The organism is Streptomyces sp. NPDC001843 (assembly GCF_042891955.1).
Classification (GTDB): domain Bacteria; phylum Actinomycetota; class Actinomycetes; order Streptomycetales; family Streptomycetaceae; genus Streptomyces.
This window is the reverse complement of record NZ_JBIATQ010000011.1, coordinates 194,743-214,681: the sequence shown is the minus strand read 5'-3', so window position 1 is coordinate 214,681 and position 19,939 is coordinate 194,743. Positions and strand designations below refer to the sequence as shown.

The 19,939-nt window shown below is 70.6% G+C and carries 17 protein-coding genes and 1 pseudogene; 6 read left to right on the top strand and 12 right to left on the bottom strand.

Annotated elements, in window-relative coordinates; translation table 11 throughout:
* Positions 1-133 precede the first annotated feature (133 nt).
* The 4 genes from ACFYZQ_RS27135 to ACFYZQ_RS27120 are packed head-to-tail and all read right to left on the bottom strand — an operon-like array spanning position 134 to position 5,088.
* Positions 134-1,612: an NAD-dependent succinate-semialdehyde dehydrogenase gene (locus ACFYZQ_RS27135; protein WP_389153092.1), complete on the bottom strand. Its 1,479-nt coding sequence runs from the start codon at positions 1,610-1,612 to the stop codon at positions 134-136.
* A gap of 5 nt (positions 1,613-1,617) precedes the next feature.
* The gene (locus ACFYZQ_RS27130) at positions 1,618-2,892 is read right to left on the bottom strand and encodes an aspartate aminotransferase family protein (protein ID WP_389152784.1); all 1,275 of its coding nucleotides are present in this window, start codon (positions 2,890-2,892) and stop codon (positions 1,618-1,620) included.
* A 46-nt stretch (positions 2,893-2,938) separates the two neighbouring features.
* Positions 2,939-3,673 carry an SDR family NAD(P)-dependent oxidoreductase gene (locus ACFYZQ_RS27125; RefSeq protein WP_389152781.1) on the bottom strand — a complete coding sequence of 245 codons (735 nt, stop codon included), beginning with the start codon at positions 3,671-3,673 and terminating at the stop codon, positions 2,939-2,941.
* Positions 3,674-3,699: 26 nt separating this feature from the next.
* The gene (locus ACFYZQ_RS27120; protein ID WP_389152778.1) at positions 3,700-5,088 is read right to left on the bottom strand and encodes an amino acid permease; all 1,389 of its coding nucleotides are present in this window, start codon (positions 5,086-5,088) and stop codon (positions 3,700-3,702) included.
* A gap of 260 nt (positions 5,089-5,348) precedes the next feature.
* Here ACFYZQ_RS27120 and ACFYZQ_RS27115 point away from each other — a divergent pair, with 260 nt between their 5' ends.
* Positions 5,349-6,026, top strand: a complete 678-nt coding sequence (locus ACFYZQ_RS27115; protein ID WP_389152775.1) for a GntR family transcriptional regulator — start codon at positions 5,349-5,351, stop codon at positions 6,024-6,026.
* A gap of 442 nt (positions 6,027-6,468) precedes the next feature.
* Here the strand turns inward: ACFYZQ_RS27115 and ACFYZQ_RS27110 are convergent, their stop codons facing one another.
* The 3 genes from ACFYZQ_RS27110 to ACFYZQ_RS27100 are packed head-to-tail and all read right to left on the bottom strand — an operon-like array spanning position 6,469 to position 9,007.
* Complete coding sequence (locus tag ACFYZQ_RS27110; protein WP_389152773.1) at positions 6,469-7,113, bottom strand: 3-oxoacid CoA-transferase subunit B; 645 nt, start codon at positions 7,111-7,113, stop codon at positions 6,469-6,471.
* Positions 7,110-7,805: a 3-oxoacid CoA-transferase subunit A gene (locus ACFYZQ_RS27105; protein ID WP_389152770.1), complete on the bottom strand. Its 696-nt coding sequence runs from the start codon at positions 7,803-7,805 to the stop codon at positions 7,110-7,112. The genes ACFYZQ_RS27110 and ACFYZQ_RS27105 overlap by 4 nt, the downstream gene beginning before the upstream one ends.
* Positions 7,802-9,007, bottom strand: a complete 1,206-nt coding sequence (locus ACFYZQ_RS27100) for a thiolase family protein (RefSeq protein WP_389152767.1) — start codon at positions 9,005-9,007, stop codon at positions 7,802-7,804. The genes ACFYZQ_RS27105 and ACFYZQ_RS27100 overlap by 4 nt, the downstream gene beginning before the upstream one ends.
* 71 nt (positions 9,008-9,078) lie before the next feature.
* Here ACFYZQ_RS27100 and ACFYZQ_RS27095 point away from each other — a divergent pair, with 71 nt between their 5' ends.
* Entirely contained in the window at positions 9,079-9,960 is an 882-nt protein-coding gene (locus ACFYZQ_RS27095; protein WP_389152764.1) for a LysR substrate-binding domain-containing protein, read from the top strand.
* A 435-nt stretch (positions 9,961-10,395) separates the two neighbouring features.
* On the opposite strand, the gene ACFYZQ_RS27090 is transcribed toward ACFYZQ_RS27095, so the two are convergent.
* Together ACFYZQ_RS27090 and ACFYZQ_RS27085 are read right to left on the bottom strand one after the other, a co-directional pair.
* Entirely contained in the window at positions 10,396-11,652 is a 1,257-nt protein-coding gene (locus ACFYZQ_RS27090) for an SGNH/GDSL hydrolase family protein (protein ID WP_389152762.1), read from the bottom strand.
* Between the two features lie 420 nt (positions 11,653-12,072).
* Positions 12,073-12,861 (bottom strand): SDR family NAD(P)-dependent oxidoreductase, encoded by a 789-nt coding sequence (locus tag ACFYZQ_RS27085; RefSeq protein WP_389152759.1) that lies wholly within the window; start codon positions 12,859-12,861, stop codon positions 12,073-12,075.
* A 74-nt stretch (positions 12,862-12,935) separates the two neighbouring features.
* On the opposite strand from ACFYZQ_RS27085, the gene ACFYZQ_RS27080 reads away from it, so the two are divergent.
* Entirely contained in the window at positions 12,936-13,391 is a 456-nt protein-coding gene (locus ACFYZQ_RS27080; RefSeq protein ID WP_389152756.1) for a MarR family winged helix-turn-helix transcriptional regulator, read from the top strand.
* 161 nt (positions 13,392-13,552) lie between these two features.
* On the opposite strand, the gene ACFYZQ_RS27075 is transcribed toward ACFYZQ_RS27080, so the two are convergent.
* Positions 13,553-14,254 carry a TetR/AcrR family transcriptional regulator gene (locus tag ACFYZQ_RS27075; protein WP_389152754.1) on the bottom strand — a complete coding sequence of 234 codons (702 nt, stop codon included), beginning with the start codon at positions 14,252-14,254 and terminating at the stop codon, positions 13,553-13,555.
* Between the two features lie 130 nt (positions 14,255-14,384).
* Between ACFYZQ_RS27075 and ACFYZQ_RS27070 the strand changes: the two genes are divergently transcribed.
* Entirely contained in the window at positions 14,385-15,167 is a 783-nt protein-coding gene (locus tag ACFYZQ_RS27070; RefSeq protein ID WP_389152751.1) for an alpha/beta fold hydrolase, read from the top strand.
* A gap of 270 nt (positions 15,168-15,437) precedes the next feature.
* Here the strand turns inward: ACFYZQ_RS27070 and ACFYZQ_RS27065 are convergent.
* A pseudogene (locus ACFYZQ_RS27065) lies at positions 15,438-15,651 on the bottom strand (Rrf2 family transcriptional regulator); the annotation flags it as partial.
* A gap of 48 nt (positions 15,652-15,699) precedes the next feature.
* Positions 15,700-16,923 (bottom strand): acyl-CoA dehydrogenase family protein, encoded by a 1,224-nt coding sequence (locus ACFYZQ_RS27060; protein ID WP_389152748.1) that lies wholly within the window; start codon positions 16,921-16,923, stop codon positions 15,700-15,702.
* Positions 16,924-17,546: 623 nt separating this feature from the next.
* Between ACFYZQ_RS27060 and ACFYZQ_RS27055 the strand changes: the two genes are divergently transcribed.
* Positions 17,547-17,858: a hypothetical protein gene (locus ACFYZQ_RS27055; protein ID WP_389152745.1), complete on the top strand. Its 312-nt coding sequence runs from the start codon at positions 17,547-17,549 to the stop codon at positions 17,856-17,858.
* A 535-nt stretch (positions 17,859-18,393) separates the two neighbouring features.
* The gene (locus ACFYZQ_RS27050) at positions 18,394-19,872 is read left to right on the top strand and encodes a sugar transferase (protein WP_389152742.1); all 1,479 of its coding nucleotides are present in this window, start codon (positions 18,394-18,396) and stop codon (positions 19,870-19,872) included.
* Positions 19,873-19,939 lie beyond the last annotated feature (67 nt).

Genomic DNA, 19,939 nt, shown 5'->3' with positions numbered 1-19,939 from the left:
TCGCCGGACACCATCCTTCTACCCCGTCCCCCGTCACCGGCCCGGTACCGTCTGGCGCCCCGACGCCCTTGAACCGCCACGTCGGCCGGCGGGCGGTCTCGGCAGGTCGTTGCCGCGGGCCAACGAGAGCCTGTCAACTGGTCGGACGCAAAGAGAGGTTGTAGTAGCGGATCTCCTCGTACTCCTCGAGTCCCTCGCTGCTGCCCTCGCGTCCGAGGCCGGACTGTTTGACCCCGCCGAACGGTGCGGCCGCGTTCGAGGGGACGCCCTGGTTGATGCCGACAAGGCCGGTGTCCAGTCGGTCGGCCACGTTGAAGGCGCGGTCGAGGTTCTCGGTGAAGACGTAGCCCGCCAGGCCGTGCTCGGTGTCATTGGCGCGGGCGATGGCCTCGTCCTGGTGCGAGAAGCGCTGGACGGCCGCGACCGGCCCGAAGATCTCGGTCCGGGCGAGGTCGGCGTCGGCCGGTACGTGGTCCAGGAGCGTCGGCTCGAAGAACGTGCCGGGGTGGCGGGGAGCCGAGCCGCCGACGAGCAGGTGTGCGCCGCGGCGGGTCGCGTCCTCGACCAGGGCGGCGAGTCTGGTCACGGCGCTGTGGTCGATGACGGGGCCGAGGTCGACGTCCGCGGCGAGCCCGTTGCCGACCTCCACGGCGGCCAGTCGCTCGGTCAGGGCGTCGACGAAGGCGCCGGCTATCCCGTCCTGGACGAAAATGCGGTTGGCCGCGATGCAGGACTGGCCGCCGTTGCGCATCTTGGCGGCGAACGTTCCGTCGACGGCCCGCTCCAGGTCGGCGTCGTCGAAGACCAGCAGCGGGGCGTTGCCGCCCAGTTCCATCGAGCTCTTCAGTACGTTGTCGGCCGCGAGGCGCAGGAGCGTCTTGCCCACCCCGGTGGAACCGGTGAAGGACACCTTGCGCACTCGTGGATCGGCCAGCACGGCGGTGCTGAAGGCGGGAGCGTCCGTGGTGGTCGTGACCTGCACCAGGTCTTCGGGGACACCGGCTGTGACCGCGAGCCGGACCGCGAAGATCGTGGTCAGGGGGGTGTGCGGCGCGGGTTTGATGACGACGGGGCAGCCAGCGGCCAGCGCCGGGGCGATCTTGCGGGTGGCCATGGCGAGCGGGAAGTTCCACGGCGTGACGAGGACCGACAGGCCCACCGGTGCGCGTCGGGTGAGCAGACGGGCGCCGCCGGCCGGAGCGTCGCGGAAGCTTCCGGCGGGGCGTACCGCTTCCTCGGCGTACCAGCGGACGAACTCGGCCCCGTAGGACACCTCGCCGCGGGCCTCGGCGAGGGGCTTGCCCATCTCGCGGGTGATGAGCAGGGCGATCGTCTCGGCGTTGTCGAGAATCAGCTCGTACCAGGTGCGCAGGACGTCGGCGCGGTGCCGGGTGGTGGTGGCGGCCCAGGAGCGGCCGGCTTCGTCGGCGCGGGCGACGGCGTCGAGGGCCTGCTGGACATCGAAGTCGGGGACCTGGGCGATCGCCTGGCCGGTGGCCGGATCGTGGATGTCGAAGGTGCGGTTGACGCCGGACACGGCGAGATCGAGGTCGGCCAGAACCTTGTCCGAGTCGGCCAGGCGGGCCGGATCGGCGTCGGGGAGGAGGCGCATGGTGGTCACTTGGCTTCCTGGACGGAGAGGACGGTGTCGATGGCGGCCACGAGCTGCCGTATCTCGTCGTCGGTGGTGATGAACGGCGGGCTGATCTGCACGGTGTTGCCGCGCAGCGGTCGAGTGATGAAACCGTGCTCGACCAGTTCGTCGGTGACCGCTTCGGCGCTGACGTCGTCCGTGAGCGTGATGCCGCCCAGGAAACCCGCCACACGCGTCTCCACCACGGTCGGGCGGGACGTGAGGCCGTTCAATTCGCGGCCGAGTAGTTGCTCCAGTTCGCTCACTCGGGGCAACAGCTTGTCCTCTTCGAGGAGGTCGAGGTTGCGCAGGGCGATGGCGGAGGCGGTCGCGTGCCCGGCGTAGGTGGCGCCGTGGCGGAAGACGGGGGTGTCGGAGGAGTCGCGGTAGAACGGCCGCCAGATGTGGGGCGCGACGAGCACACCGCCCAGCGGGGCGTATCCGGACGTGACGCCCTTGGCGAAGGTGATCAGGTCGGGCCGCAGGCCGTACCGCTCGGAGGCGAACATGTGGCCGGTACGTCCGAACCCGGTGATGACCTCGTCGACGATCAGGAGAATGTCGTTCTCCCGGCAGATGCGCTGCATCCCCTCCAGGTAGCCGGGGGCGGGCGGGTTGACGCCGCCGGTGCCCTGGATGGGCTCGGTCACGATCGCCGCGATGTTCTCCGAGCCGATGGCGCGCACCGTGCGCTCGACCGCGTCGATGTCGTGGGGCGAGACACGCGCGGTTTCGGGCACCAGGGACTCGGTGCCGTAGCCGGCGCGGTTGAAGTCGAGGCCGGCGATGCTGGTTCCGTACGCATGCAGGCCGTGGTAGGCGAACTCACGGCTGAGTATCACCGTCTTGCCGGTGCGTCCTTCGCGCTGCCAGTGACGGCGGGCGAGCTTGCAGGCGACGTCGATGGCGTCGGAGCCACCGCTGTTGAGGATGACCTTGGGGTCGTCGATCGGAGAGAGCCAGGCCAGGCGCTCGGCGAGTTCGACGGCCCGATCGTTCAGATAGCGGCCGAAGATGTGGTACGTCTCCAGGCGCCGCATCTGCTCGTGGGCGGCCTCCGCGAGTTCGGGGCGGGCGTGACCGACGTTCGCGTGCCACAGACCGGCCGTGCCGTCGAACAGACGGCGACCGTCCGTGGTGAAGACGTAGCTTCCTTCGGCGCGGTCGACGGTCAGCTGGCGTCCCAGGACGGACGGGAGGTGGGCCTGGGCGCTCCAGAGGGCGGGGCCGGTCAGGACGGGCGGGTTTTCGTGGGACATGACTGCTCCCTGGGGTGTGCGGGTTGTCGGGCGGTGTGGCCGCTGTTCATCGGGCGGTGTAGCCGCCGTCGACGGGAAGGGTGATGCCGGTGATGTAGTCGGAGTCGGGTGAGGCCAGGAACGCGATGGCGTTCGCGACGTCCTGCGGGGTGGCCGGCTGGCCGAGCGGAATGCTGTCCGCGACTCTGCGGGCGACGGCTTCCGGGTCCTTGTGGGAGCTGAGCCATGCCTCGTGGAGCGGGGTGCGGGTCATGCCGGGTGCCACGGCGTTGACGCGGATGTCGTATGGCGCGAGTTCCACCGCGGCCGCTGCCGTCAGGGCCCTCATCGCGCCCTTGCTGGCGCTGTAGACGCCCATCGTGGGGACACCGACCGTGGCCAGCCGGGAGGTGACGTTGACGATGCTGCCGCCCGACTGCCGCATGGCGCGCCCTGCCGCCTGGAGGACGGCGATCGCGGCGAAGGTGTTGATCTCGAAGGTGTCGCGGATCTCGGCGGCCGGGACGTGCAGCAGTTCTCCGGTGTGGTCGGCTGCCGCGTTGTTCACCACCGCGTCCACCCTGCCGAACCGGTCGACGGCGTGTTCCAGGAGGCGGTCGGGTTCGCCGTCCCGGGTAAGATCGGCCGGGACGAAGCAGGCCTCTTCGCAACCGAGTTCACGCGCAAGGGCCTCACCTCGTTCGCCGCTGCGACCGGTGAGGAGCACGGCGAATCCGTCATGGTGGAGGCGCCGGGCGGCTTCGGCGCCTATCCCGGAGGTGGCGCCCGTGACGAGAGCCACCCGGGACCGCCTCGGTACCTGGCTTGTCATCGACGTGCGACAGCCTTCTGCACGTACCGCACGACCACGTACGTGGCGAGGATGACGGCCAGGCTGAGGACGCTGAGGTAGAGCTGCGAGCGGGCGTCCGGAACCAGCAGCATGGAGCTCACCACGACCAGGATGCCCGCGAGGGTGATCCAGCTCAGGTACGGATAGCCCCACATGCGCAGCTTGAGCCGCTCGGGGGCCTCGCGCTCCAGGCGGCGCCGCATGCGCAGTTGTGATCCGGCGATGATCGCGTAGACGAACAGACCCACGGCACCGGCGGAGTTGATGATGAAGTCGAAGACGGTGTCCGGGGCGACGTAGCTCATGACGACGGCGACATAGCCGGCGGACGTGCAGGCCAGAATGGCCTTCCAGGGCGTTCCCTTCCGGTTGCGGTCGGCGACCCATCTCGGCGCCCAGTTGTGGCGCTGGAGTGCGAACAGCATCCGCGAGGCGGTGTACAGGCCGGAGTTCAGCACGGACAGCACCGAGGTGAGGACGACCACGTTGATGATGGTGGTCGCCGCGGGGATGCCCATCTTGCCGAAGGCGGCCGCATACGGGCTGGTCTGGGTCGGGATCTGGTCCCACGGGGTGATCATCACCAGCAGGGTCACCGAGCCGACGTAGAAGATGATCACCCGCCAGACCGTCGAGGAGGTCGCCTTGACCACCGACTTCACCGGGTCGGCGGATTCCGCCGCGGCGATGGTCACGATCTCCGTGCCGACGTAGGCGAAGATCACCATCACTATGCCGTGCAGGACCGCCGACATGCCGTGGGGAGCGAAGCCGCCCAGGGTGACGTTGCCGACCGACAGCTTCGATCCGGGCCAGACACCGAGCGCGAAGAGAGTGCCGGCCAGGAGGAAGACGACGATCGTGGCGATCTTGACTGAGGCCAGCCAGAACTCGGTTTCGCCGAACGAGCGGGTGGACACGAGGTTCGAGGCGGTCAGCAGGGTCATCAGGATCAGGGAGAAGACCCATTGGGGTACGCCTGGGATCCACAGCATGAGCAGTTTCGCGCCGGCCACCGCCTCGAACGCCACGACCCCCACCCAGAAGTACCAGTACAGCCAGCCGATGGTGTAGCCGGCCCAGCCGCCGAGCGAGGCGCGGGCGTATTCCATGAACGACCCGAGGGTGGGCGAGGCGGTGGCCATCTCCCCCAGCATCCGCATGACGAGGATGACCAGGAGGCCGCCGAGGGCGTAGGAGAGGATGCTCGCCGGACCCGCGGTGTGGATGACCGCTCCACTGCCGACGAAGAGGCTGGCTCCGACGATGCCGCCGAGGGCGATCATCCGGACGTGTCGTTGTCTGAGCGGTCCCGGCGCGTCGGCCTGGCGGCGCTCCGTTGTGACTTCGGGGATTGTCTGCACTGTTCTGAGCCTTTCTGCGGCGTCGTTGCCGGGGTCGCGCATGCGACAACGGGGGCCGTGTGAGCGTCAGGCGGTCCATGGGGTCACAAATGGGCGTGGAGCGCCTGGCATCGCGGCGGCTGGGCGGGGCAGGACTTGCGGCGTCGACTGACGACGCGGAGACGCCGCCCCGGGCAATTCGAGCGGTACGACCGTCGGTGTGGAACTGTAGAACAGTTCTACTGTTGAGCGCTAGAGGTCGGAATCGGTACTATGACGCCATGACGGCACTGGACGGGTTGGTGGCCCGCAGGACGACGACCGCACAGCAGATCGCGGACGGGCTTTCGCACCGGATCCTCGCGGGGGCCTTCCGCCCCGGTGAGCGTCTGCGCGAGAGCGCGATCGCCGCCGAACTCGGCATCGCGCGCAACACGGTCCGCGAGGCGGTCCGCCTGCTCGAGCACGGCGGTCTGGTCCGGTTCGAGGTGAACCGCGGGGCCGTGATCATCTCCCCGACGCACGAGACCGTCGCGGAGCTCTACACCGCTCGTCAGCGCTTGGAGACCGCCGCGCTGGCGGCGCCCCTCTCCGGGGAGCGACTCGCGGTCGTGGAGGAGGCCTACTCCCGCCTGGAGACGGTGACCATGTCACACGAGAGTGCTGACATAGTGGCCGCGGACCTGGCCTTTCACGCGGCGATCGTGGCAGCCCTCGGCAGTAGCCGCATCGACGCGTTCCATGCGGGACTGACCCGGGAACTGCGCTTCTACCTCATGGCCTTGTCCGCGCACGAGCGGGAGTTCGAGAACCCGCGCAAGGTGGTCAGCGAACACGAGCCGCTCATGGAAGCGATCAGGGCGGGCGACGCCCGGCGTGCACAGCGGGAGGCGAGTCATCACATCGAGACGAACGCCGAAAGAGTGCAGCGCATCCTGGCTGCCGACAACGACCACTGACGCCCGCACCCCGCGCACGCGGCCGGCGTCGGCGGCGGCGTGCACGACGGAGGCATCGATCAGGGCTCTGACCGGCAGAAGGGCCCCGACGCCCTTCCCCAGTCATCGGCCCCGGCGCCGGCTTCGTCCGTGACGGCCCGAAGACCGGCCGCCGTGAGCGTCGCGCTCCTCAGGGCATCGGGGGCTGTCCGGACCAGGCGGCCTGGAGGAGCCGGCCGAGGCCCTCCGCGTCCTCCCGGGAGTTGGCGTACGGGCGCGACCGGGGTGACCGCATCGGCCGACGGTGGGGCTTCACCCACCTGAGCCGTTTCTCCGCCGCCTGCCGCCGACGCTTCGGTACCGCTCCCTCCGAGACACTGGCCAGGGCCGGGATGAGCGGAGACAGCTGACCGCGGCTCGCCCTGCGGGGGACGTCCCGACACGTCGGCGGAGCACCACGGTCTCACCGTCTGACGCCGACTCGCTCCGCGAGGTCGTGGGCGCTGACGCCGTACGTCTCGCGGATGCGTATGCCCTCGGAGCCGACGTCGAAGACTCCGTGATCCGTGTAGACGCGGCTGACACAGCCGAGGCCGGTGAGCGGGTAGGTGCACCGCGGCACGAGCTTGGGCTCTCCGGAGCGGGTGAAGAGCGTCATCATCACGTAGACGTCCTTGGCGCCGATGGCTAGGTCCATGGCGCCGCCGACGGCGGGGATGTCGTCGGGTCTGCCGGTGTGCCAGTTGGCGAGGTCGCCGTTGAAGGCGACCTGGTACGCCCCGAGGACGCAGACGTCGAGGTGCCCGCCGCGCATCATGGCGAAGGAGTCGGCGTGGTGGAAGTACGCCGCCCCCGGCAGCTCGGTCACCGGGACCTTGCCGGCGTTGGTCAGGTCGGGGTCGACCGCGTCGCCCTCGGCCTTCGGCCCCATGTTGAGCATGCCGTTCTCGGTGTGCAGCACCACCCCGGAATCGGCCGGCAGATGGTCGGCGATCTTGGTGGGCTGCCCGATGCCGAGGTTGACGAAAGAGCCGGCCGGGATGTCGCGTGCGATGACGGCGGCCAGTTCGTCCATCGAGAGATGATGGTCGGTGGACGTGGTGGTCATCGTGCCCCCTGCACGGTGTAGTGCCGGGTCGCCACCTGGACGACCCGATCGACGTAGATGGACGGGGTGACGACGGCCTCGGGGTCGAGCTTGCCGGGCTCGACGACCTGTTCGACCTGGACGATCGTCGTGGTGGCGGCCGTGGCCATGACCGGGCCGAAGTTGCGGGCGGTCTTGCGGTAGACGAGGTTGCCCATGGTGTCCGCGACATGGGCGGCGATCAGCGCGTAGTCGCCCTTGATGGGGTACTCCAGCAGGTATCTGCGGCCGTCGATCTCCCGCTCCTCCTTGCCCTCGGCCAGCGGTGTGCCGACCGCCGTCGGGCAGTAGAACGCGCCGATGCCGGCACCGGCGGCGCGCATCCGCTCGGCGAGGTTGCCCTGCGGCACGACCTCGAGTTCGATCCTGCCCGCGCGGTAGAGGCCGTCGAAGACCCAGGAGTCGGCCTGGCGCGGGAAGGAGCAGAGCACCTTGCGCACCCGTCCGGCGGCCAGCAGCGCGGCCAGGCCGACGTCGCCGTTGCCGGCGTTGTTGGACACGATCGTGAGGTCTTTCGCGCCCTGCCGGATGAGCGCGTCGATCAGATCGAACGGCATCCCGGCCAGGCCGAAGCCGCCGACCAGGATGGTGGACCCGTCCTCGATACCGGTGACCGCCGCATCGGCGGAATCGAGGATCTCCGCCCGGCTCACCGGGCCACCCCCGTGGAGTCACAGTTCTCCAGTACGACGGCCAGCCCCTGGCCGACCCCGATGCAGATCGCGGCGACGCCGTAGCGCTGCCTCGTCTCGCGCAGCACCTTGGCCAGCGTGCCGAGGACGCGACCGCCCGAGGCGCCCAGCGGGTGGCCGATCGCGATCGCGCCGCCCTTCTGGTTGACGATGGCGGGGTCGACCTTCCACGCGTCCAGGCAGACGAGCGACTGAACGGCGAAGGCCTCGTTGAGTTCGACCGCACCGATCTGCTCCCAGCCGATCCCGGCCCGGGCCAGCGCACGGTTCGCCGCCTCGACCGGGGCGTAGCCGAAGGCCTGCGGCTGAAGTGCCATCACGCCGCGGCCGGCGATGCGGGCGATCGGGTCGGCCCCGATCTCTGCCGCGGCCTTCTCACTGCCCAAGAGCACCGCGGAGGCGCCGTCGTTGAGCGGGCTGGCGTTGCCCGCGGTGATGGTGCCGCCCTGCTCCGGTGTCCGGAAGACGGGCTTGAGCCCCGCCAGCACCTCCGGTGTGGATCCGGGGCGAATGCCCTCGTCGCGGGTCAGCTCGACGCCCTCGACCGACACCACCAGGTCGTCGTAGAAGCCGGACTCCCAGGCCGCGTGGGCGAGTTGGTGGGAGCGGGCGGCGAACTCGTCCTGCCGCTCGCGGGAGATCCCGAAGCGCTCCCGAAGCTGCTCGTTGGACTCGCCGAGGCTGACGGTCCACTCCTTCGGCATCCGGGGATTGACCAGCCGCCAGCCGAGTGTGGTCGAGACCGCGGTGACGTCGCCGGCCGGGAACGGTTTCGCCGACTTCGGCAGTACCCACGGCGCACGCGTCATCGACTCCACGCCGCCGGTCAACACCACCTCGGCATCGCCGGACTCGATCACCCGGCTCGCCATCATCGCCGCGTCGAGGCTCGAGCCGCACAGCCGGTTGACCGTGGTGCCGGGCACGCTCACCGGAAGCCCGGCGAGGAGCGCCGCCATCCGGCCGACGTTGCGGTTCTCCTCGCCGGCGCCGTTGGCGTTGCCCCACACCACGTCGTCGATCGCGGCGGGGTCGAGGCTCGGCACCTTCGCGAGCGTCGAGGTGATCGCGGCGGCGGCCAGGTCGTCGGGGCGGACACCGGCCAGGGTGCCGCCCAAGCGGCCGAACGGCGTCCGCGTCGCGGCGTACAGGAAAGCACTCATGGCAGCGACGCTAGTCGTCGTCGGCGATATGCTGAAGTACGCATATCCGATCCGATCGATATGGACGACATATGGATCTGCGCCATCTCCGGTACTTCGTGGCGGTGGCCGAGGAACGCCATTTCGGTCGCGCCGCCGAGCGGCTCCACATGGCCCAGCCCCCGCTCTCCCAGCAGATCCGGCAGCTGGAGGCGGAGCTCGGCGTCGAGCTGCTGCACCGCACCACACGGCGTGTGGACCTGACCGAGGCCGGCCGGGCCTACCTGGAGCGGGCACGCGCGATCCTCGCCGACGTCGACGAAGCCGCCCACCACGCACGGCTCGTCGCGGCGGGCTCGGTCGGGCACCTCGCGATCGGGTGCGTGGGCTCGGCGACGTACAGCCTCCTGCCCGCGCTCTCGCGCCGGCTCACGGAGGAACTGCCCGGCGTCGACTTCTCCTTCCGCGGTGAGATGCTCGCGCCCGACCAGGTCGAGGCGTTGCGCACCGGCGCGATCGACGTCGCGCTGCTGCGCCCTGTGGCGGCCGACCTCTCGCTCACCGTGCACACCCTGCGCCGGGACCGGCTCGTCGTCGCCGTACCCGTCGACCACCCCCTCGCCCACCGCAAGCGGTTGCGCGCCGCGGACCTCGCCGGTACCGACATGATCGTGCACTCCGCCGGCCGCCGGTCGGTGATGTACGACGTCGTGCTGGGGCTCCTGCGCGACGCCGGCGTCGAGCCCCGCATCCGCCATGAGGTCGGCGAGACCTCGACGCTAGTCACACTCGTGGCCGGCGGCCTCGGCGTCGCGGTCGTGCCCGAGCCCGTGACCGCGTTGGCACTCGACGGTGTCGCCTACCTGCCGCTGGCCGGGGCCGGTACGCGCGTGGAGCTCGCCGTCGCCCACCGCGCCGACCGCTCCGAACCGCACCTGGCCCGGACCGTCAGGATCATCCAGGCGACTTTGTGAGCTGCCACCGGCGCGACCCGGCAGAGCGGACAACCCGGCGTCCCCGTCCCCATGGACAACGCCCCTACCGGCCCCGGCTGCACGCCCCGCTGGGACCGGGGCCGGTACATGCCGGTGCGGCCGTGAGTGCGCCCCCGGTGCTCAGAGCCCGCCTGCCGACCCGGCTGCCCGAGGACTCCCCCTCCCCCCGATCTCCCGACGGCCGGAGTTCCCCAGCAGCATCGTCATGCTCTACGCCCCGCGCGACGTCGACGAGCTGGAGGTCGTCGCGACGGTTGTGCAGGCGTCGTACGAACAGGCCGTCCGCCGGCCCACGCGGCAACACGACTCCACGATCTTCTGACACACCGGCCGGCTGAACCACCAAGTCGCTCTGCCCCGAAGAGGCCGCCCGGCCCGCGGCCGGTACAGCCCCGGCGGCACACATGGTGCGATTCAACGCAGCCGCGTGAGGTCGATGGCGTTCGCCATCGCCTGGTCGCCCACGGAGTTCGGGTGCAAGTGGTCTCCGCTGTCGTAGGCAGGGAGGAGCTTCAGTGGGTCGGAAGGGTCGGCGACGGCCTTGGCGAAGTCGATGGTGCCGTCGAAGGCATGACTGGTGAGGATCCAGTGGTTGACCTTCTGGCGGATCGCGTCTCCGGAGGCGGTGTAGTAGGGGCCACCCTTGGTGTTGGTGTAGGCGGCGTCCTTGTAGGGGAGGAGGGTGCCGCCGTAGATGTGGACGTGGGCGGCGTGCGCCTTGGCGATCAGGGCGCGGTAGCCGTCGATCAGGTCCTGTGCGGTGAGTGCCTTGCCGTCAGGACCGGCGTTGTTCCCGATGTCGTTGATGCCTTCGAGCAGGATCACGCTGCGGACCCGGGGTTCACCGAGAGCGTCGTGGGCGAAGCGTTCCAAGCCACTGACGCCGAGGTCGGGCTCGGCGGCCGGTGCGTCGGTCAGGACCCGGTTGCCGCTGACACCCGCGTTCACGACACCCACCCGGCTGCCACCCGGCTGCGCGGCGAGGCGGCGGGCGAGGTCGTCCGGCCAGCGGGTGTTGGTCCCCGGTGCAGAGGCGAATCCGTCGGTGATGGAGTCGCCGAAGGCGACCAGCGTGCCGCGTGCGCGGGGGTCGAGAACGTCCAGGCCTTCCAGGAAGTACCAGGAGCTGGTGGTGGTGGGGTAGTTCGCGGTGCCGGTGTCCGCTGTGTGGTCGCCCGTCCTGGAGACGTAGCTGGTGTCCCGGGCGACGGAGTGGAAGGTGGCGGGGCCTGTCGTCTTCGGAAGGTAGACGCTCACCAACAGGTCCTCGTCGGCGGAGACGGTGAAGTCGACGGCGTCGCTGCGGAGTTCGCCACCCACCGGGATCACCGCCCGGGGGGCGCCGTGAAAGGTGACCTCGTGCCGGGAGCGGGCATCGACACTCCCGCCCGAGGCGCGCACGGCGACGTTCACGGCACCGATCACCAGTGGCGCGTTGCCGTACTTGTTGCTCAGCCGCAGCCGCACCTTCTTCCCCGCGACGTTGGTGTGCACCGCCATCCGCACCGTCTGGTCGGAGAAACTCGGCCCGCCGGCCGTCATACCGGCTTGCCAGCCGCCGACCCATGGCTGCCCTGCGGCGTCGGCCGCCGCCGTCCCGAAGGTGGCGAGCATCCCGGACACCAACAGCGTCAACGTGACCCTGCGGGTGCGTCGCGTGCCGAATTTCATCCTCATCCACTCCACCGATAAGTCGCTGCGCGCGATCGCCCAGCCGTGGTGGACGCCGTCGACGGGAAGACGCGCTGTTGTGCCGTCCACCCTTGCACGGCGGCTGAGCGATGTGAGGGGGGAGAAAACTTCCCCGTTTCCTTTCCCCCCAGGGGGTATGGCCCTCCTCCTCGCGGCGCGCCGGCGGGGACGTGACGGTGGATCACGGGCCGGTGAGTGGAGGGTCGGCACGGGGCGACTGCCTGCGCGGTGAGCGCGGCCACGCGTCCCGCCATGTCCTCGAAGAGCCCTTGGGTTCTGATGCCCGAGGCCCTGCCGGACCGGCGACGCAGCGATCACGGGCAACGGCGCGGGCTCGTCCGGATCCCATCAGGAACACCCGACTGCACTGCGGCGGGCGCGTCGCACCTTCAGGAGGGGTCAACGACGCGCCTCGGTGTAGCGGGTGGCAGGGGTGGGGCGCCTTCCTCCGGCAAGGATCTCGCTCTCGGCTGCGAGGAAGGCGTCGAAGGCGGTTCGGTCCTCCAGGCCGGGGACGCAGACGGTCTCGCCCAGGCGGAGCCCGGCCAGGCTGGCCGAGGCGACGTCCGTGGGGGACATGGCCCAAGGGACGTGGTGACCGGCGCCCCCTTCGAAGTCCGTGGCGACGACGCTGGGACACGCCACCTGCATGCGGACCGGCGTGTCGGCGAGTTCCCCGGCGAGGGTGCGAACGAAGGCGAGCATGCCGGCCTTGGCGCCGGCGTACAGGGTGCGGCGCGGCACTTGTGGGTCAGCGCTGGCCGCGCTGAAGGCGAGCAGTGAGGCGACGGCGACGATCGAGCCCTCCCCTGCGGCGAGCATTCCGGGGAGCGCGGCGCGGACCAGTTGGACGGGGGCGATGAAGTTCAACGTGAGCAGGTGGCCGATGTCGGCGGGGTCGACCTCCGTGAGCGGTGCGTAGCCGCCGACGCCGGCGTTGCTGATCAGCATGCGGACGTCGCCCGCGGCCAGGCGGCCGGTGACGGAGGCGATGCCGTCGTCGCTGGTGAGGTCGGCGGACAGCACCTCGACGGCAGAGCCTTCGGCGCGGAGCTGCTCGGCCAGGTCTTCGAGGCGGTCGGCGCGCCGGGCCACCAGGATCAGGTCGTGGTCGGGTGCCAGGAGGCGGGCGTAGGCGGACCCGATGCCGGAGGAGGCGCCGGTGACGAGAGCAAGAGTACGAGACATGACCTCATCGTTATTCAGCCGCTTGCGAGGTGTCAAGATGCTTGATACCTGTCCGGGTGTCATAGGGTCGCCGAGTGAAACAGGACGATGAGGACCCGATCGCTCCCGACGCGCTGAACCGGGTGACCTGGTGGCTACGGCGGGTCAATTGGGATGTGCAGGCTCACAAGGAGCAGCGGCTGCGTACGCGGGGCATCGCGGCCGCGCAGTACACCCTCCTGATCTGCGTCCACACCGAACCCGGCCTGACCGGCGCGGAAGTGGCCCGCCGCCTGAACGTCACCCCGCAGGCGGTGGCCTCCCTGGTGGCCCGCCTGGAGGAGCGGGGGCAGATCGAACGTCGGCCCCATCCGCGCCACCGTCACGTCCGGGAGCTGCATCTCACCGACGACGGTCGTGAAGCCCTGCGCCACGCCGACGCCGTGATCGAGGAGATCGAACAGCGGATCAACGAGAAGCTGGGGCGCGAGAGGGCCGCACAGCTCAAGGCACTGCTCAGCGAGGTGGCCGATGTGATCCGCGAGGCGTGACCGACCCGGCTCCCGTCAGCTCCTTTGCTGTCACCCCATCGCGGCGCCCCCCTGCACCGCCGACCCTCCCCACGCCGGCCTCCCGGGTACTGCGGTACGGCATCGGGAGCAAGCCCACTCGCGCGACGGCGCCGGACGGCCCGCGTAGGGCATGGACGATGTCACGCCTCCTGACGTTCGGTTCGGTCGGCGGGGTGAACGGGTGACGCGGGGAAGCGGGAGGACGGTGCCGCCGACCCCGCCCGGGACGGTGCTTCCGGCCAGGCCGCCATCGCCGCGTCGGCGACGCGCTCGAGCGTCTCCCGTGTCGCCCCGTCGCAGGCTTGCTGGTTCATCCCCTGGATGACCGCCGCGTAGAAGGCCGCCAGTCCGTCGGTGTCCGTATCGGCGAGGAGCAGCCCCGCATCCACGTCGGCGCGGATGCGGGCGGCGATCGAAGCCTTGGTCTCCTCGCGCATCGCGCGCAGCTTGTCCTTCACGTCCTGCGAGCCGGGGGCGCAGTTGGTCGCCCCGGTGATGATGAGGCAACCCGGCGGGTGGCTCGGGTCGGTGTAGTCGGCGGCGAGGTACCGCAGCAGCGCCGCGACGGCCGAGCGGGCGTCCGAGCCTTCCCGCAGGCGGGCCCCGTGGGTGCGCGTGTACAACTGGACGGCCTCGTCGAACAGTTGCCGCTTGTCACCGAAGGCGGCGTACAGGCTCGGCGGCTTGATTCCCATCGCCTTGGTGAGTGAGGCGATGGACGTCGTCTCATAACCGTGCGTCCAGAACTCCCGCAGGGCGGCGGCAAGGGCCTGATCCCGGTCGAACGCGCGCCGGCTCCGCTGCCCGGACGCGGTTTTCGCCGGGGTGTGTCCGCTGCTCATGAACGCAGCCTACCGCGACCCTGTAGCGATCGCTAAAGAAATCCTGCTATCGTCGCCGGCATCGTCCAGCTTTAGTGATCGCTAAAGATAATTGTCGGACCAGCAGGCCGACGCCATGAAGGGGAACCTGATGACCACACCCTCAACCGCCGCCTTCGCACGCACCGTCCGCGGCAGCGGCCCCGGCCTCCTCCTCGCCCACGGCGCGGGTGGCGGCGTCGAGGCCAACTACGGGCCGATCATGGAGGGCCTCGCCGCACGGCACACCGTCGTCGGGGTCGACTACCCCGGCACCGGCGCCACCCCGAAGGCCCGGATCGCCCTCGACGTCGACGAACTGGCCGACCAGTTGCTCGCGGCAGCCGACGCCGAGGGGCTCGGCACTTTCGCCGTCAGCGGGTACTCACTCGGCGGACCCGTCGCCATCCGCCTCGCCGCACGTCACCCCGAGCGGGTCACCTCACTCGTGCTGAGCGCGTCGTTCGCGCACGCCGACACCCGCGCCGCTCTCGCCGCCTCCCTCTCGCAGCAGCTGTTCGCATCCGGTCAGCACATCCTTCTGGCGCAATACCTGAACCTGATGGTGCTGAGCGAAACGACTCTGAACGCCCTCACCTCGGCGCAGGTTCAGGCCACCGCCGAGCAGCTCGCTCGCACTTTCCCGGCCGGCACCGGTGACCAGTTCGACCTCGTCCGAAGGGTCGACGTCCGAGACGACCTCGCCGGCATCGCCGTACCGACGCTCGTCGTCGTCACCACCGCCGACCCCCTGATCTCCCCCGCCCTGCAAAGGCAGCTCGCCGCCGCGATCCCCACCGCCGAGACCGCGGAACTCCCCACCGGACACCTGCCGTTCGCCGAACGCCCTCAGGAGTGGCTGGAACTCATCAGCGATTTCCTCACACGAAGCTGAGGGCCGCGGGACATCCCGTACCGCCCCCGCACCACCCCGCGGAGTGCGGCCCTGTCCGCACTCGCCTCCGGAGCGCTTCCCCACGATCCGCCGCCGATCGTCCCGTGGGCGGAGGTCGCGCAGGTCCACCAGCGCTTCGAGGCCGGAAACACCCGCGGGAAGACAGTGCTCGACATCGTGGGGACAGACGCCGCGTGAGCGGCATCCGCCATCGCAGGCACGACCACACGAGCGAGCGGCAAGCGGGGCGGAGAAGGCTGACCGTCACACCGCCGGACGGGCGAGCCGGTAGCCGCCCTTGCCGCCCGGCCGGCTGACCACGAGCCCGCCCCGGCGCAGGTCACCTGGGATGCCCTCCAGGAACTTGTGCGGAAATGCCCTGCGCCGCGGCGATCGCCTCGGCCTTGAGTGAGGCCTCGCCCCCTGCTGCGGCCGGCTCCAGTACCGCCCGCACCGCGTAGTCCGCCCGCGCCGAGATCCGCATGCCGCGATCGTCCGCCCCTGCCGTGTCCACCCGTCGCCGAACGCGCCGTCAGGCAGGAAGGGTGAACGGTGGGTGCACACCGTTGAGGAAGTAGTCCCCGATCTCGCGCAGCCTGTGGCCGACCGGCTCGCGCAGGGTGTGCGTCCGGGCGTTGCGCCAGAAGCGGTCGAAGCCGTGCCGCGCGGAGGCGGCGTCGGCGCCCATGACGTCCAGGGCACGGGTGGTGATCTCCTGCGCGGCCCGGGAGGCGGCCGCCTCCGCCACACTTGCCAGGACGGCGATCTCGGCGCACTCCTCGTCGTCGAGATCATCGCCTTGGGCGAGGCCGCGCAACAGGGCGTCCACCGCCTGACCGGCGAGGGCGGACGCGGCACGTGCGAGGACGGCGAGCTCGCCGTACACCGTCAGCGCGTACGGATCCTGTGGGGAGCCGCCCGGCCACGGCTGGGGCGAGAAGGGCTGCCAGGGGGACCGTACGGTCCTTCCGTGCTCGTGGACTTCGCCCAGCAGCCCCTCGGCGATGCCGAGACAGAACTGGGCGGAGACCAGACGTGCGGTCGGCACGGCCAGGGAGGCGAAGGGTGACAGGACGCCCTCGTCCGGCGAGAGGGAGCCGAGCACGTCGTCCGCCGCGACCGGCACGGAGTCGCACTCCACGGCGCCACCGGCTGCCGGCCGCTGGCCGAAGGTGTCCCCGCTGCTGCCGCTCACCACACCCGGGTGGGCGGGGTCGACGAGGACGGCCAGCGGCTCGCCGGTGCCGTGACTGGCGGCCCGGACCACCAGCCTGTCGACGACCCCGGCTCCGGCGGCATGCCTCTGGTAGCCGTCCAGCAGATAGCCGTCCGCGGTGGGAGTCAGGATGAGCGGCGGTTCGTGTGAGGCGATGCCGCCTCCCCAGCACCACTTCCGCGCCGCCGACTCAAGCTCGATGCGGGCGGCACGAGTGGGGTCGGCGAAGAAGCGGGCGCTGAAGGACAGGAAGTAGTGGCTTCCCAGCAGGTGACCGATGGCCCCGTCGGCCGCGGCGACGGTCCGGACAGCCGTGCAGGCCGCGCGCCAGTCCGCGCCCCCTCCCCCGTGCTCGGCCGGCACCAGCAGCGTCAGCAGTCCCGACTCGCGCAGCCGCGCGACCTCGTCGAGCGGTGCCTTACCGGCCTGTTCACGTTCGACCGCGTCCGTGGCCAGGTCGTCCGCCAGCTCACGGGCTATGCGCAGCCAGTCGGCCTGCCCGGCTCCCGCGTCGGTCACCTCGTCCGCCGTCACCGTCATCTCCGCACCCGCTTCTTGCGACTGCGGCTGTGGGGGCAGCTCGATGCTGGTGTCATGGCGTCTTCCTTCAGGGAACCGAGGACGACGCGGAGCGCGGCGATGCGGTGTGGGTGCGCAGCGGTGCGCGGTGACGCGTCGGCCTCATCATCCTCACTCCTGCGTTCGACCACCGTCAACGTTTCCCTAGTAATCCGATAGGAAAAATAGGAATAATGGAACGCTCCGGCTTGTCCACGCTCAGGGACAGCGAGTTCACGGCAGCGGGCCGGCCCGCGCGCGGCAGCGCGATCAGACCCGGTCGTCACCGACAAGTGGACCGAGTACACCGGCACCACGCGCGGGAGCACCTCGGGCTGCGCCGACCCCTCACCCACCGGTCCACACCGGACCGACGGCCGGCGGACCGCGCACCGGGACGGCGCTTCCGCCCATGACCGAGGACACGGACCGAGTGCAAACTGGGCGAACTCGCCCGCTGAGCACGGCTGTCGAGCCGATGGCCGCCGACGCTTCAGGAAGCGGACCGGTGAGCCCTGTTGGGCCGGCCCCACGTCGTGGGGAGGGACCCGGCGCGGGGACCAGCGCGTCGCCCGCCAACCGCGCTGACCGGACGCCCGGGGTGCGTGTGCGCCGACCCGGCCCGCCTGTGGGCTCACCAGGACGGCCGGGTCCGTGCCGTGGCTCTCTTCGCGGGCAGGTCGCCGCCGGAGCGGGCCGCTCACATGTGCACCTTCCGGCGCTCCCGAGGCACGGCTCCGCGCCGCCTGCCGAGCACGCAACTCGTCCGGCCGGAGACCGGGTTGGCGGCCGCGCTGGTACGCGCAGGCCGGGCCGCGGGCAGCTCCCCCGCCTCCGTCGACGCACGGGAAGCCATCGCCGAGCCGGGCACCGTGGAGGGCCCGCTGGAACGCACGGTGACGGCAAGGCCACCGTAGGCGTTCACCCGCCGGTGGGGCCGGTCTCGGACCTTGAACGCACAAATTACCCACATCCTCTCTTCATACCGGCCCTGATGGTCTAGATTGACCGTGCTTCGGCTGTTCGGGCACGAGGCGACCAGTAATGATCTATAGGTCCGGCGCTGTGGCAAGCCAGTAGGCATGCCCCCGGCGCCAGACGTGGGGGTGATCAGTGGCTGGAGCTCGGGTGGGGGCCTTGGGTGCGGGGAGCACCCGAGGTGTCGACGGGTTCCCGCGCATCTCGGAGATCTGGCAGGACGTGCGAGTCCCCTGCCTCCGGGATGAGTTGTTCGAGTAGCTCGGAAACAGCCGGGATGTCATGAGCGGGGAGGCGGGGGCCTCCTCGTGGGAAGAAACAGCGCTGCGTGGGAGGCGGGGGCCTCCCGAGGGGAGGAGCAGTGCGGGAGGCGGGGGCCTCCTGAGGGGTGGCGCAGTGCGGGGGGCGGGGGCCTCCCGTGCGGAGAACGGTGTTAGGCGAACACGTCGAATCACTGGGAACCTGGGGGGTTCTGTGCGGCAAGGGGGCGTAGTCAGCCCGTTTCCGTCGGCGCGCGAGCGTCTGGGGGACGGGGCAATCAGCCAGACCACGATCGACTGGGAGCAGCGGTACCGCCGTACCGTCATCACCAGCGATACCGTGGCAACCGCCATCGTGGTGGCGGGGATCGGCAACTTCTTCGGGGCCCGGGACGCGGCCAACTGGCATGAGAAGTGGGGCATTCTCGCATTCGGCACCGAGCTGCTGGTGCTGGGGTCGCTCGCGGTGAGCCGGTCGTGGGCTCCGGCCGTGCTCGGCCAGGGTGCCGAGGAATTCCGCCGGCTCGGACGCTCACTGTTCACGGCGACCGTCGTGCTGGCGCTCGGCGGGATAGCCCTCACCTCGCGCAACATCAAGCTCTGGATTTTCGTCGCGGTCCCCGCGATCGCGCTCGTCACCATGACCGAGCGGTATGTGCTCCGCCTCTGGCTGCACAAACAGCGCAAGGAAGGGCTGTGCCTGAGACCGGTGCTCGCTGCCGGGAGCCCGGCCACCGTGCGCGACCTGATCACCCGGACCCGCAAGTTCCCGCACCTGGGATGGCGGGTGGACGGAGTGTGCACGACGGACGACCTCGAGCTCGACGGTGACCAACTCGACGGAGTACCGGTCGTCGGCCGGCTGACGGACGTCGCCAAGCACGTCGAGCACGACGGCTACCGTGTCGTCGCGGTCACGCCGGACCCGTACTGGACACCGGACCGGCTGCAGCGGCTGGCCTGGAACCTCGAAGGCAGCGACGCCGAGATGGTCGTGGCCCCCGTGCTGATGGAGGTGGCCGGCCCCCGGCTGCACGTCGACGCGGTGCTGGGGATCCCGCTGCTGCGGGTCAGCATGCCCGCCTTCACCGGGGGCCGTCGGGCGATCAAGGGGGTCGTCGACCGGGTGGGCGCGGCGGTCCTGCTGCTGCTGTTCGCGCCGCTGATGCTGCTCGTCGGACTGCTCGTGCTGGTGGACAGCAGGGGCGGGGTGTTCTACCGCCAGCGCAGGGTCGGCAAGGACGGCCGCGAGTTCACCATCCTCAAGTTCCGCACCATGGTCGCCGGGGCCGACAGGGCGCGTGCCGAGCTCGCCCACCGCAACGAGGGCGCCGGCCCGCTGTTCAAGCTCCGCCGGGATCCGCGGGTGACCCGGGTGGGAGCGGTGCTGCGCCGGTACTCGATCGACGAGCTCCCGCAGCTCTTCAACGTGCTCACCGGATCGATGTCGCTCGTCGGTCCGCGGCCCCCGCTGCCGGAGGAGTCCGCCGCGTACGGCCCGGACATCCGGCGGCGGCTGCTGGTCAAGCCCGGGCTCACCGGCCTGTGGCAGATCAGCGGACGCAGCGACCTGCCGTGGGAGGAGGCGGTCCGCCTCGACCTGCGGTACGTGGAGGACTGGTCGCTCGCCCTGGACACGGTGATCTTGTGGAAGACGCTGCGCGCGGTGCTTTACGGCCAGGGGGCCTACTGATGCGCGGGGGCCGTCCGGCCGGCGCGCGGACCGCAGGCCGTCAGGGCCTGCCTGGGGGGAGGAACGG